10 protein-coding genes and 2 pseudogenes are annotated in these 12,445 nt (G+C 71.7%); 7 read left to right on the forward strand and 5 right to left on the reverse strand.

The window, feature by feature from the left end; all coding sequences use genetic code 11:
* Positions 1-324: pseudogene (locus tag ACH5A8_RS13120) on the forward strand (short-chain dehydrogenase/reductase); the annotation flags it as partial.
* A gap of 327 nt (positions 325-651) precedes the next feature.
* Here ACH5A8_RS13120 and ACH5A8_RS13125 read toward each other — a convergent pair.
* Positions 652-1,563, reverse strand: coding sequence for an SDR family oxidoreductase (locus ACH5A8_RS13125; RefSeq protein WP_399001119.1), 912 nt, complete (start codon positions 1,561-1,563; stop codon positions 652-654).
* Positions 1,564-1,678: 115 nt separating this feature from the next.
* On the opposite strand from ACH5A8_RS13125, the gene ACH5A8_RS13130 reads away from it, so the two are divergent.
* From ACH5A8_RS13130 to ACH5A8_RS13150, 5 genes are all read left to right on the forward strand, one after another.
* Complete coding sequence (locus ACH5A8_RS13130) at positions 1,679-2,272, forward strand: TetR family transcriptional regulator (protein ID WP_399001122.1); 594 nt, start codon at positions 1,679-1,681, stop codon at positions 2,270-2,272.
* Positions 2,273-2,752: 480 nt separating this feature from the next.
* On the forward strand, positions 2,753-3,328 hold the full coding sequence (locus ACH5A8_RS13135) for a hypothetical protein (RefSeq protein ID WP_399001124.1): 576 nt from the start codon (positions 2,753-2,755) through the stop codon (positions 3,326-3,328).
* Between the two features lie 249 nt (positions 3,329-3,577).
* Complete coding sequence (locus ACH5A8_RS13140) at positions 3,578-4,831, forward strand: hypothetical protein (RefSeq protein WP_399001126.1); 1,254 nt, start codon at positions 3,578-3,580, stop codon at positions 4,829-4,831.
* A 1,109-nt stretch (positions 4,832-5,940) separates the two neighbouring features.
* Entirely contained in the window at positions 5,941-6,264 is a 324-nt protein-coding gene (locus ACH5A8_RS13145) for a hypothetical protein (RefSeq protein ID WP_399001127.1), read from the forward strand.
* A gap of 226 nt (positions 6,265-6,490) precedes the next feature.
* Complete coding sequence (locus tag ACH5A8_RS13150; RefSeq protein WP_399001129.1) at positions 6,491-6,913, forward strand: hypothetical protein; 423 nt, start codon at positions 6,491-6,493, stop codon at positions 6,911-6,913.
* A gap of 254 nt (positions 6,914-7,167) precedes the next feature.
* Here the strand turns inward: ACH5A8_RS13150 and ACH5A8_RS13155 are convergent, their stop codons facing one another.
* The 4 genes and pseudogenes from ACH5A8_RS13155 to ACH5A8_RS13170 form a co-directional block, all read right to left on the reverse strand.
* The gene (locus ACH5A8_RS13155) at positions 7,168-8,313 is read right to left on the reverse strand and encodes a serine hydrolase domain-containing protein (protein ID WP_399001131.1); all 1,146 of its coding nucleotides are present in this window, start codon (positions 8,311-8,313) and stop codon (positions 7,168-7,170) included.
* 532 nt (positions 8,314-8,845) lie between these two features.
* Positions 8,846-9,742 (reverse strand): hypothetical protein, encoded by an 897-nt coding sequence (locus ACH5A8_RS13160; RefSeq protein WP_399001133.1) that lies wholly within the window; start codon positions 9,740-9,742, stop codon positions 8,846-8,848.
* A 319-nt stretch (positions 9,743-10,061) separates the two neighbouring features.
* Positions 10,062-10,535: pseudogene (locus tag ACH5A8_RS13165) on the reverse strand (diadenosine tetraphosphate hydrolase); the annotation flags it as partial.
* A gap of 287 nt (positions 10,536-10,822) precedes the next feature.
* Positions 10,823-11,716 carry an NADP-dependent oxidoreductase gene (locus ACH5A8_RS13170; protein ID WP_399001135.1) on the reverse strand — a complete coding sequence of 298 codons (894 nt, stop codon included), beginning with the start codon at positions 11,714-11,716 and terminating at the stop codon, positions 10,823-10,825.
* 69 nt (positions 11,717-11,785) lie between these two features.
* Here ACH5A8_RS13170 and ACH5A8_RS13175 point away from each other — a divergent pair, with 69 nt between their 5' ends.
* On the forward strand, positions 11,786-12,400 hold the full coding sequence (locus tag ACH5A8_RS13175) for a TetR/AcrR family transcriptional regulator (protein WP_399001137.1): 615 nt from the start codon (positions 11,786-11,788) through the stop codon (positions 12,398-12,400).
* The last annotated feature ends 45 nt before the right edge of the window (positions 12,401-12,445 follow it).

Below are 12,445 nucleotides of genomic sequence, written 5' to 3' on the forward strand. Positions count from 1 at the left end.
GCCCCCGCGGGGGCGCGCGCCCCCTGGCGGGCCCCCGCCCCCCCCCCCGCCGCCCCCGGCCGGGGGGGGGGGGGCGCCCGGGGGGGGGGGGCCCCCCCGGCGGGGGGGGGGGGGCCCCCCCGCCGCGCCGCCGAGATCATCGTGCGGACCGTGGGGCGCGAGCAGGTCCCCGGCCACCTCCTCCTCGGCGTGAACGCCGCGACCATGGCCCTGGACCACTCCCGCTGCCGGCTCGCGGAGGCGACCGCCTGGGAGAAGGTGAGCCGGTCGGCGGACTTCGATGAGCCCTACCCCGTGGAGCTGCCGTCCGAACAGCGCCCGTGACGACGCCCTCGGCGATCGCTCCGGAATCGGTGTCACGAAATGACGAGTCAGGTCGGAGGAGCCGTCCGAGCAGGTGTGCCCTGTACCCGTGGCCTAGGGACGGTGTGAGGGCACGGTGCCCCTGGGCGGCGGGCCGGCGGGCCGGCGCGGGACCCCGCGGTGCCGCGGGCCCTTCCGAAGGCCGGCCGGATCCCGCTCTTCCGCGAGCCTGCGTGGCTCCGCAGAAGGACTGCCCGCAGGGCCGGGCCGCCGTGTGAGCGGGTGCCGAATCCCCGGCCGACGTCACTCGTCAGCCGAGCCGGGGATCTCCGGACCGGTGTGAGGAGGTCAGGACACCGGTGTGGCCAGGTAGTCGCCGTGCTCCAGGTCGTCGAGCAGTGTCGGGTGGGTGGGCGACCAGCCGAGCAGCTCCTGGGTGTGAGCACTGGAGACGGGTCCGTCGAAGCCGTAGGCGGTGGCCATGAACGGGCTCACGAAGTGCGTGGCGGCTTCGGCGGGGGTCAGCGAGACCGTGGGCAGATCCAGGCCGCGGGCGATCGTGGTCGCGATGCTCTTCAGGGTGACGCCGTTTTCGGCGACTCCGTGCAGCACGCTGCCCGCGGGTGCCTTCTCCAGCGCGAGGCGGAACAGGACCGCCGCGTCGAGCCGGTGCACCGCGGGCCATCGGTTGGCGCCGTCGCCGACATAGGCCGACACGCCGGTCTCTCGCGCGGTGGCGATGAGCAGGGGAATGAAGCCGTGGTCCTCGGGACCGTGGACGGTGGGAGCGAGGCGGACCACGCTCGCGCGCACTCCTTGGGCGGCGAAGCCCAGGCCCGCTCGCTCCCCGGCGATGCGGAAGGCGGCGAGTCCTGCCGTGTCGGGCTCGTCCTTCTCGGTGGTCTCCCGGCCGGCGGGCATGACCAGGGTGCCCGAGGTGACGACCAGCGGCTTGCCCGAGTGCTCCAACGGCCGGCCGAGCGTCTCGATCGCGGTCCGGTCGCGCCTCGTCATGTCGTCGAGATCGGAGAAGTCGCCGCCGTAGGCCATGTGCAGGACCCCGTCGGCGGCTGCGGCACCGCTGTGCAGACTGTCGAGGTCGTCCAGGGAGCCCCGGTGCGGTGTGGCCCCCAGGGACTCCAGCCGGGCAGCGGCGGCATCCGAACGCGCCAGAGCGGTGACCGAGTGGCCGGCCGCGATGAGTTCAGCGACGACCGCCGGACCGGTCTGGCCGGAACCGCCGGTGACGAAGACATGCATGACACTCTCCCCTTTTTACGCCAGTGACTGGCACTACGTAGGGCCAGACTCTAGGTAGCGTCAGTGACTGGCGTCAAGTAGTGCCAGTGGCTGACACATCCGGTATTCTCGAGGGATGCCAAGAAGCGGAGCAGAGGCGCGCCGCCGCCTTCAGCAGGCGGCCCTGGAGCTGTACCAGGAACGGGGTTTCGACCAGACCACCACGGCGGAGATCGCCGCCCGGGCCGGCGTGAACGAGCGCACGTTCTTCCGTCACTTCCCGGACAAGCGTGAGGTGCTCTTCGGCGGCGAAGCCGACCTCCGAGCCGCGCTGATGAGGGAGGTCGCCGACGCCCCCGATGGCCTGCGCCCGCTCGACGTACTGCTCTGCGCCTTCCGGAAAGCCGGACGGATCCTGGAGGACAACCGTCCGTTCTCCGAACCACGACTGAAGATCATCGCGGTGACACCGGCGCTCCGCGAACGGGACCTGGCCAAGGCCGCCTCGCTCACCGAGGCCGTGGCGGAGGCGCTGCGGCGGCGCGCGGTCCCCGACCGGCCGGCCGACCTGGCCGCCCACACCGGCTGGGCCACCTTCCACCAAGCGGCCCAGGCCTGGATCGATGACCCCTCACAGAGCTTGGACGCCCATCTCGTCCGAGCCTTCGACGAGTTGCGCGCCCTCTTCGCGACCGTTCCACCGGCACAGGCGGAGCCGGAAGACCGGTGAGCCCGCGCACGCCACCGTCCGGTCCGCGGATGAACACGTCGAGGCGTACGCCGTCACCCGGGCGCGCACGACCGTGCCCCGGCCACCCGGTGCCGGCGCACCCGGCGGTCGAGAAGCTCGGCGGTGATCTCCTCGAACTTCTCGCGGGTCACCCGTGTCTGCTCGTGGCGGCCCCGTCTGCCGCCCGGAACGGCGACCGGCGTCCGACTCGCCGCCTGGATCGGAGGTCACGGGCAGATCGAACAACTGGACCATCAACTTCCGTTTCACCAGGGCCACTTACCGCTTTGGTCCTGACGGGTGCGGGTAACCGGGAAGTCCAGTCCGGCTGTAAGGAGTGATGGCCTGTGCGGATACGGGAGAAGACCGAGGAACCCGCCGCCGATCGACGCGCTGCGGGTCGGCGACCGAGAGCGATCGCGTGCGCCATGCGGCTCGGCGCCGTACGACGCGGGAAGCGGATGTGAGGAGGGCGCGGCCATGGAACGGATCAATGTCTTCCTCGCCAAGCACCTGTGGGTGCAGATCGTCCTGTCCGTGCTCGTCGCCGCCGCGTTGATCAGCCTGATCTACCCGGGGCGCCCGTTCCCCTTCGTGGTCGCGCGCACCGCCGTCATCTCGCTCGGCGGCATCGGCGTCGCGCTGGCGACGCGCCGCAGGGAGAAGCGGGCGGCCGGCGGTACGGCGAACGGCCTGGTGGCGCTGGACCGAAAGCTGCGCACCGGTGAGGTGCCGTCGGATCCGCGCGAACGCCAGGCGATGCGCGACCTGGTCGGGCAGCGGTTGCACCGGACCCGGCACCGGGTGGCGGCACTGATCTTCCTCGCGGTCCTCTTCGGCTCGATCACCGTGTTGACGGCCCTCACCGCCGGACCGCGGCAGACCATCGGCATGGCCGTGGTCACCGTCGTCTTCAACGGGTGGGCGCTCCACAACAGCAGGCTGCAGAACCGCCGGCTGCGCACCATGAGCGCCGCACTCCGGACCGGGGCCCCGGACGGCGCCGCCGACAGCGGTCGCGCCGACGCCGACCTCGCGCGGCGCCGCTCGATGTGACACCGGGCGGTGGCTCTAGCCGACCGTGCTCCCTCTCCCGCACCGGCTCCGTGCGACCTTCGCGGGAGGTACCGAGCCGGCTCGCGGACGCCGTGACCACCGTCTTCGGAGTGGCCGGGCGCCTGCCGGGTCGGCGCTCGCCGCGCCCCTGACGCCGACGAGTGTCGCATGCGCCGTCCCGCCCGTGCGTCGACGCACATCCCGTCTCAGAATGGACGAAATGTCCGGCGACCCAGCGGAGGCTCGGTGATGCGTGACAGCGCCGAGGACGATGAAGGCCCCCTCGAGGAGCACGACGCGCGCGACGGTGAGCCCGACGCTGCCGAGGGCGCCGGCGAGTACGCGGGGACCGGTGCGTACGACGACGAGGAGCCGGAGTACTACGAGGAACAGATGGACGACCACTCCGGAGAGGCCGGCCTCCTCGTCGGGGACCAGGAGGCCGGCGCCGACGACGTCTATCAGGTCGCGGCGGTTCCGGCAGACGAGGGCTCCGAGGACATGGCCGTCCCGGGGGAGGGACCCGTCGCCAGGAGGAGGGCCGCCGACGCCGAGCCCGACGTGTACCTCGACGTGCCGTTGCTCCAGGTCGACGAGATCGACCTGGACGTCGAGAACCTGCGGGCGCACGTCTCGCTCCAGGCGGAGGTGCTGGACCTGCTGAAGCTGAACGTCGGCGCCGACGTCGCACTGGGCCGGGTGCACCTGGGAATCTCGGGAGTGGAGGCCCGGGCCCAGCTCAAGGTGCGCCTCGACAACGTGGCCGCGATCATCGACCGGGTCCTCACCACGCTCGACCGCAACCCGCAGATCCTGGAGGATCTGACCCGAGGAATCGGTTCGGCGGTGCAGGACATCGGGGGCGGGGCGCGGCAGGCCGTCGGCGAGCTGGGCGCGGGCACGGGGAGAGCGGTCGGCGACATCGGCCGGGGAGCCGGCTCCGCCGTGCGGGACGTCGGCCGCGGTGCGGGCGAGGGGGTACGGGACGTGGGCCGAGGTGTCGGCCGTGGGGTCGAGGATGTGAGTCGCGGCGCCGGCGCGGCGGTGGGGGATGTCGGGCGGGCCGCCGGGAGCGCCGTCGGCGATGTGGGCCGTGGCGCGGGCCGCACCGTGGACGAGGCCGCGGGCGCCGTGGGCGGGGTCGTCACCCACGCGGGCGAAGCGGCCGGTGACGTCACCGCGAGTACGGTCGGGCGCACCGCGAGGGCCGGCGGCGAGGTGGTCGAGGATGCGGCGGACGGAGGCGCCGGAGTCGTCGAGGACGTGCCGGAGGTCATGGACGTGCCGGACGTCGCGGAATCGCCGGGTAGGGCGGGCGGCACCGTGCGCCGGGCCGCCCGGCCCGCCCGGAGCGCGGCGCGCGAGCCCGGCGACGAGCACCGGGATCCGGCCGTCCGGGGGCGTGGCGGCGCCCGCGGACGCCGGATCCGCGGCGAGGACGGGAAACTGCCGCCTCGGCCCGGTCGCCGCCGCGCGGCCGGGGAGACGGACGAGCCGCCATGAACGGCCTGCGGGCCGGCGCCCGGCGCCGCGGCACAGCCGTCGGAGCAGGACGCGATCCCGAACCCGGACATCGCGTTCCAGGCCACGGTCCGTTCCGACCGCCTCCGTTTCGCCGAGGCCCCGCTGACAGACGTCCGCTTCCCCGGCACCGGCGAGCGGACGTCGACGTCCCACAGCGACCGCACGAACCTGCCCGACAAGGTCGACGCCGGTGTCGAGTACCGCGACACTTCGGTCGTCTACCGCCTCGCGACCCGACTCACCGGGCGCCCGGAGGACGGCCGGGCGACCGGCTCCTAAGGGCTGTCCCGTAGTTCCCGGTGGATCAGCGCGCGGCGTCAGATGCGGTGCATCGCAAGGCGGAGGGTCGTCCTCACTGGGCGTATTCGGGCGATCCGACAACGCGGCGTGGGGGTGCCCCCTGCTCGAGGAGCTTGGGGGAGTGCCGTAGCTGTCGTCGCGCGCCCGCCGGGGATCACGGGACAGCCCTTAGCCCAGGAGTGTCAGATGTCGACTCCAGACGTTCGATGTCCGTGAGCCGGACCTCTGGTCCGACCGCCGCGATCCGGCGGCCGACCGCGCCCCCACCGGCCGGCCGACGGAGTGCGCGGCCAGGTGGAACGGCCCGCACGGGATGCCACCTCCTCCAGGCGACGATCGTGCGGTCACGACAGGAATCCACCCACAGCGACCTCAGCCCGGCAGGTCTGGCGGCACGCCGCAACGGCCGGCGCGTCCCACGCCGAGCAGCACCGACGCCCGGGCGAGAGCGGATGGACGCGGGCCTGATGGCCCGAGTGGCGTGGTGAGCCGATCCCGTGCCGCCCCCCGGCGGACGGCCAGGTCGGTAGTGAGGACGGGGCACGCGGTCCGTCCGGCATGACCGACTCCCGACCACTCCGCGCGGTTCTCCGCCGGGCACGGCGTCAATCGTCTTCGGTTTCGGTGGGCGATGCCATGGGACCCCATTGGCCCAACAGTGGTGGTGGTGCGCGGCAGGCGCAGTCCAAGCTCGTTGGCAGAACCGACCGTACGGGTGCCGTATCGGGGTCGTCGCACTGTCCTGGTCGCTCTCCGTACCTCCGCCGGACTCGCGGTCTGCGGGTCGCGTGGCAGCGCGTGACGGCTTGATGCACGGCGCGTGCGGCCAGATCGCGGCGGAGACAGAGATCGGTTCTCCCGACGGCCAGGAGGGCGATGTGACGCTCACTGAGAGTGATCTTTTGGATGCCGGTGACGGTGGTCTCATGGAACTGTTCGGCAGGAGTCCGGCCGGTGACATCCCGAAGGGGCCGCTGGAGGGCACCGGCATCGTTCGCTGGGCGGCGTGTTGCTGCGGTGCCGAAGACAGCCCCGGAAGGCATACCGGGAAGTCCCCCATGTCGTCCGCCGGCAGACCGCCCGACAACCAGCGAAAGGCCTGGCAAACGTGAATGCGACCGCATCGGGGGAGCGACCCCCTCCTCAGTAAGAAAACGGTAAGTGGACTCGCCTGTTCTGACCTGCGCTTTCTTCATCAAACACAGGGACCTCGCGAGTGGTTCTCACCTTCTCCGGGTCGCCGGGCGGGCCGGACCGGGCAAACCTTGAGGGGCGCGACGGCCCCCGAACGGGGGCCTCGCCACGCAGGGGGAAACCGTCGAACAACGGGAGACCACCATGCACGCCAACCTCCGCCGCCGCTGTGTGCGCACCCTCGCCGCGGGCACCCTGTCCGCCGCCCTGGTGTCGGCCGGAACGGCAGGAGCCTTCGCTGTCGGCACCGCGCCGATGCCGAAGCCGAGCCCCACGCACACCATGCACACCATGACCAAGAGCATCACGGTCAAGGCCAGCCACAGCAGCGTCAAAGCCGGCCAGAGCGTGACCCTCACCGGGCGCACCGCGCACCTGGCGGCCGGCACGAAGCTCACCGTCCAGCACCTGCGCAACGGCAAGTGGACCACCCTGCGCGCCACCACGGTGGTCAAGAAGGGCGACACCTACACGGTGACCACGAAGCTGGCCGCCAAGGGCACCGAGCACCTGCGCGTGGTGTCCGGCCCGACGCGCTCCAGGACGGTCACCGTCCACGTGGTGTGACCCGCCGCGGTACCACCGCCCACGGGCTCGCGCTCGTGGGCGGCTCGCGATGTCGCGGCGGTCGTGAGCGGCCACTTCCACGGCCGCTACTTCCCGCGACCCGGCCCGGACGCACGAGGGCCGACGGGTCCTCCGGTCCTCGCCCCGGGGACCGGCCCCCACCACTCACCGGGCGCGTCGTCACCGACCGCATGACCTTCCGCGCCCGCTCCCGGCCCGGTTCCGCGACAGGATCGCGGAACCGGGCCGGGCCGTCACCGGGTCCGGCACAGCTCCTGGCCCACCAGCGCGCTCATGGCGTCCTGGGTGTTCTCACCGCCGTCACTGGTGACGTAGACCACGGCGGTCCGGGTCCCGTCCCGGGTGACGCCGCCCCAGGAGTGATAACCGAGCAGTTCACCGGGATGGCCGAAGTAGCTGCCGCCGCAGGGCAACGGGATCTCGCCCAGGCCGAGTCCGTACCTCGCGTCCAGTTCGGGGGCCGGCACGGTGGTCGTCATCTCGTCCAGCTGCGCCGGAGCCAGCAGACGGCCGCCGAGCAGTGCGGCGTAGAACCGGTTCAGGTCGTGTGTGGTGCTGATGATCGAGCCCGAGCCGACCGCCATGCTCGGATTGAGCGTCGTGACGTCGATGCCGGCGCCGGTGTGGAACGCGGCGTAGCCCTCGGCGTGAGGGCCCTGGATGGACGGGGCGATGCCGGGCGTGCTGGTGTCCCTCAGGCCCAGCGGGCGGATGATCCGGTCCGTCACCTCCTGTGCCCAGCTCCGGCCGGTGACTTCATGGACGATCATCGCGGCGAGGATGTAGTTGGTGTTGGAGTACGACCAGCCCTCGCCGGGGACGAACTCGCGACGGTGCCGCAACGCCAGCCTCACCAGCTCCTCGGGCGTGTAGGCGCGGAACCGCTCAGCCCGGTAGCCGTCCGCGCTGCGCAGCGCGGGGATGTCCGGCCCGACATCGGGGATGCCGCTGGTGTGCTGCAGCAGCTGCCGTACCGTGATCCGGCGTCCGTCGTTGCCGTTGCCGCGGACCACTCCCGGCAGCCGGCGCTCGACGGTGTCCTCCAGCGACATCCGCCCTTCGCCGACGAGTTGCAGAACGACCGCGGCGGTGAAGGTCTTGGTGGCGCTGCCGATCCGGAACCTGCCGTCCTTCGGCATCGGCCTCCTGGTTCCCGTCTCGGCCGTCCCGGCGCGCGCGCTGTCGCGGGTGCCCGGTGACATCACCTCGGCGGACACACCGACGACTCCGGTGTCCTGGATGGCGTCCACCCGATGTTGCAGCGGATCGGACCGCTGCGGCTTCGCCGCCGCCGTCGGTCCGGTCGATACGGCGAGGAGCATCGCGGCCAGTCCGGCCAGGACGAGTGGGCCCCACCGGCGCCTTACCGACATATGCATGATGACCCCTATTCCGATTCGGGTTGCCTGAGCGTCCGGGGACCCCGCGGGCCGAGGTCCGTGACGGTTCGGCCTTCGGAGTCGGTGTCCGGCGACCATCCCACCACCGGAGAAGGGATCGGCCCATCGGGCTTTCCCCCTGATGTGACGACGGGCTGCCCGCAGGACGGTGCCGGGGGCCACCCCCCCGCGTGCGGACGCCGCCGCTTCCCCTGCGACCGGCATGGGCCCGACCGCACCGGCTCGTCGCGGACGAACTCAGGGCCCGCGGCGAGCAGCACCGGTCCCGCCACGCGATCGGCTCCGTGGAGAGGCGGACCCTGAAAGGGGGAGACCGGCGGGCCCCGACCCTGTGCGCCCCGGCGAGGCGGCTCGCCTCGGCATCACCGCCGACGTAATCAACTCCGGTCCGGTCGAAGCAGGTTGGATGTCCGACGAGATCCGCGACCACGCACTGCTCCGGACGCCGCTGGGACGTCTGGGCAGTCCGCAGGACACCGCTCACCTGGTGGACAGCGGCCCCGGACCGCCGTCAGGGGCCGGAAGGAAGGCCGACCGGTGCGCTGTCCTCGATGAACACCTTCAATGCGCCGCTGTGTTCCTCGGCGACGGCCGTAGCCGTACCGCCCATTTCCTGCACCTGCCTCATGGTGCGGTCGAAGAAGTCCCGCCCGGACGGCACCAGGACGGACAACTCGAGGTCTTCGTAGGAGGCCGTGAGCCGGCCGTCCCGCACCCGGAGGGTGACGGGGAACTCCTTCTGGTCGGTTCGCCGGAGAAGTTCCTCATGGGCGCCCTCACTGTAGGAGGACCAGTGGCCGATGAACGGCGATATCAGGTCCGGACGGACCGACCGGGAGTACACGGCTGTCATGGCCTGGAGGTCCTCCCACCAGGGCAGCCTCAGCCGCAGGGAACTGAACGAGTACGACCGCCTCGCACCGCGGATGCGGAACTGTTCGCCGAACTCCTCGTCTTCGTCGGCCCACCGCTCATCCACCGGGTGGACCTCGACGAGCGCGTGGCAGCCGACCGGTCGGTCGGAGAGGGAGGCCAGGGCCCGCAGAGGGCCACCGAGCGAGACCAGATTGCGCTCATACATGTAGCCCATGTGCCGCTCATGGTCCGAACCTCCCTGGCTCGGCGGCGCGGCCACGCTGATCGCCTTGGGGTTGTAGTCGTTGTCCGGCCGGGGGACGAGCTGCACGACCACGGGCAGCAGCGTTTGCCTCTCGGACCGCCCCGCTACGGCGTCCTCGAGAACGCTGTCCTCCCACCCGTCCGGCAGACTCTGCCTCACGAACGACCGGTAGACGTCGTCCGCGTCGTCCCACAGCGCCACCCCGACGGAGAACTTCGCCTCAGCAGGCGGCACCAACAGCAAGCCGCTTTCTGGGTCTTCGCCTATCGAGCCGGTCACCATGCCCATCGCCACCGCCCTGTCACACTCGGTCCTCGCCGGCCGCTCACCCCCTCTCACCAGGGTGAATCGACCCCAGCGACGATATCGGACGTACAGACTGAGGTTCGTCGATCACCCCCCAGCGGCCTCGCTGGGCGCGCGTATCCCCACTTCGGGCCCTTGGCGGTCCTGGCCGGCCGGCCGGCTCGATGCCGATGCCGATGCCGATGCCGATGCCGATGCCGACGGCGGTGGCAGGTCGGCGGGCGCGGCCGTGACGACCGACGGCGGGGCGCCGATCGCCGGGGCCGCGGACCTGACGTTCGGCGGTGCCCAAGGGGCACGCCACCGAGCGGAGCCGGTCCAGTTCGCCACTGATCGCATCCCGCAGCGCGTCATGCCGCGGACCGAGTCTGGAGTGCCCGTCGCTCCAGCGCTCCCGCGGATGGAGCCACACCGGGGCGTTCACCACATCGGCCGGCTCCCACGCGAACCGCGGTCGCACATGCGCATGCAGGTACGGGTCCGTGTTCCCCAGGATCTCCAGGTTGACCCGTCGGAAGGCCGGGTCCAGCCGCCGGCAGACACGCTCGACCGCTTCACCGAGCTGGTCCATGTCGGACAGGAACGCCAGCCGCTTGGACTTCGGCAGGTCCGACAGCCGCTGCACATCCGGCTCGTCGACGAGCAGAACCGAGTAGCCGGGCAGGAACTGAACATCCCCGATCACCGCGAACCCCGCCGACATCCGTCGCAGCACGGTCGGGTTCTCGCCCCTCAGCGCAGCCCCGATCCGGTCCGTCCGCCAGTCACCCGTCATGGCCGAAGTATGCATGGGCGAACTCGAGGATCCTCATCGAGGCAGGGCGCGGCCGGCCACCCGGCAACGCCGCAACCAGGACGACGGCGATCGTCGCAAGCCACGTCGGCACGGCGGCCGGGAGCTCACACGTGTGAGGTCTGGGCCACGTCGACCGCTTCGAGGCCTTCGCGACTCATCCGCCCAACTCCCCAGCCGCCGAGCGGCCGGAACGCTTGATCGAGAGGTCAAGCCACACCCTCATCCGTCGCCCTCGCCTTCTGTCGAGCGCGACGCATGGCCGGTTTTCAGACGATCAGAACCCGGCGCCCGCGCGTGTGACCGGCCTGACTGTCGATGTGCGCCGCCGCGGCCTCGGCGAGCGTGTACGACTTCTCGACCGGGATGTGGAGCTTCCCCCGCGAGATGAGGCCGACGGCCTCGGCGAGCGCATCAGGCACGCTCCCGGCCACACCGGAGAATCGGACACCGAACTCTGGCGCACCGAGATCGGCGATGGAGATCACCTTCCGCGCATCCCCGGTCAGCTCGACGAGCTCGCGGATCACGCCCGAGCCGGCCAGGTCCAGGGCCGCGTCGACAGGGCCGAGCTCCCGCACCCGCCCGACCCAGCCCTCGCCGTACGTCGTGGCGAGGGCGCCCAAGCTCCGCAGGTAGCCCTGGTTCGCGGCCCCGGCCGTGCCGATCACCGTGATGCCGCGGTCACGGGCGATCTGCAGCACCGCCGATCCGACTCCCCCTGACGCACCGCTGACCAGCAGGGTCTGTCCGGACCGCACACCGACCTCGCGGATGACGCGCAGCGCGGTCTCCACCACGGAGGGGTACCCGGCCGCCTCTTCGAACGTCAGCCCCTCTGGCATACGGGCCCAGGCCGACAGCACGGCGAACTCGGCGTACGTGCTCGAACCTTCGCCGAACACGCGGTCGCCGACCTCGACCCCTTCGACGCCCGTACCGACCTCGTCCACCACCCCGGAGGCGTCCAGGCCCACCCCGGACGGCAACTCGACCGGATGTGCTCCCAGGACCTGGCCTTCACGGATCCTCCAGTCGACCGGGTTCACGCCCGCCGCCCGCACGGCGACGCGTATCTGGCCGGGGCCCGCGTGGGGCTCCTCGGCATCCATGAGGTGCAGGACGTCCGGACCGCCGAACTCGGCGAAGCTCACCTTCTTCATGCCGAGACCATAGCACTAACGGTTAGTGTTTCGTATCGGTTAGCGATTCGCACCTGATAGCGTGAGAGCGTGACCACGCCGACCGGACGCCGCGAGCGCAAGAAGGCCGCGACCCGCCAGAAGATCGCTGACGCCGCCCTGCGGCTCTTCCTGGAGCGGGGGTACGACGCGGTGGGCATCCGCGACGTGGCCGCCGAGGCCGACGTGGCCGTCACCACGCTCTTCTCGCACTTCGCGTCGAAAGAGGCCCTGGTGTTCGAACAGGACCAGGACTTCGAGCAACGCCTCACTCGGGCGGTCACCGACCGGGCGCCGCACGAGCCGCTCATCCCCGCGCTGCACGGTGAGATCCAGGCCCTGGTGCGCCACTGCACCGCGGACAGCGCCGCCCCGATCTGGCGCATGATCGACGCATCACCCGCCCTGCGGGAGTACGAGGAGTCGATGAGACTGCGCCACGCGGAGTCGCTGGCAACGGCCATGGCCGCCGATCCCGACCTGTCACGGACCACCACGGCCTGCCGGGCGATCGCCAGGTTCGTGATCGACGCCTACGCGGTGGCCCGTGAGGCGGCCGATCCGCAGGCCGCGGTGGACGACGTCTTCCGGATGATCGAGGCGGCCTGGGAGGTCACCTGCCCCTCCGCGGACTCCGCGGACTCCGCGGACACCGCCGGGCCGTAGCCAGGACGACGCGTACGACCCGAAACCCGACGTCGACCGCACCCT

This window comes from Streptomyces sp. NPDC018610, from assembly GCF_044391765.1.
Classification (GTDB): domain Bacteria; phylum Actinomycetota; class Actinomycetes; order Streptomycetales; family Streptomycetaceae; genus Streptomyces.

Coding starts and splice junctions, on each gene's coding strand:
- ACH5A8_RS13140 (WP_399001126.1), top strand. CDS start 3,578: ATGCGTGACAGCGCCGAGGACGATGAAGGCCCCCTCGAGGAGCACGAC.
- ACH5A8_RS13135 (WP_399001124.1), top strand. CDS start 2,753: ATGGAACGGATCAATGTCTTCCTCGCCAAGCACCTGTGGGTGCAGATC.
- ACH5A8_RS13130 (WP_399001122.1), top strand. CDS start 1,679: ATGCCAAGAAGCGGAGCAGAGGCGCGCCGCCGCCTTCAGCAGGCGGCC.
- ACH5A8_RS13170 (WP_399001135.1), bottom strand. CDS start 11,716: ATGAAGAAGGTGAGCTTCGCCGAGTTCGGCGGTCCGGACGTCCTGCAC.
- ACH5A8_RS13155 (WP_399001131.1), bottom strand. CDS start 8,313: ATGCATATGTCGGTAAGGCGCCGGTGGGGCCCACTCGTCCTGGCCGGA.
- ACH5A8_RS13150 (WP_399001129.1), top strand. CDS start 6,491: ATGCACGCCAACCTCCGCCGCCGCTGTGTGCGCACCCTCGCCGCGGGC.
- ACH5A8_RS13125 (WP_399001119.1), bottom strand. CDS start 1,563: ATGCATGTCTTCGTCACCGGCGGTTCCGGCCAGACCGGTCCGGCGGTC.
- ACH5A8_RS13160 (WP_399001133.1), bottom strand. CDS start 9,742: ATGGGCATGGTGACCGGCTCGATAGGCGAAGACCCAGAAAGCGGCTTG.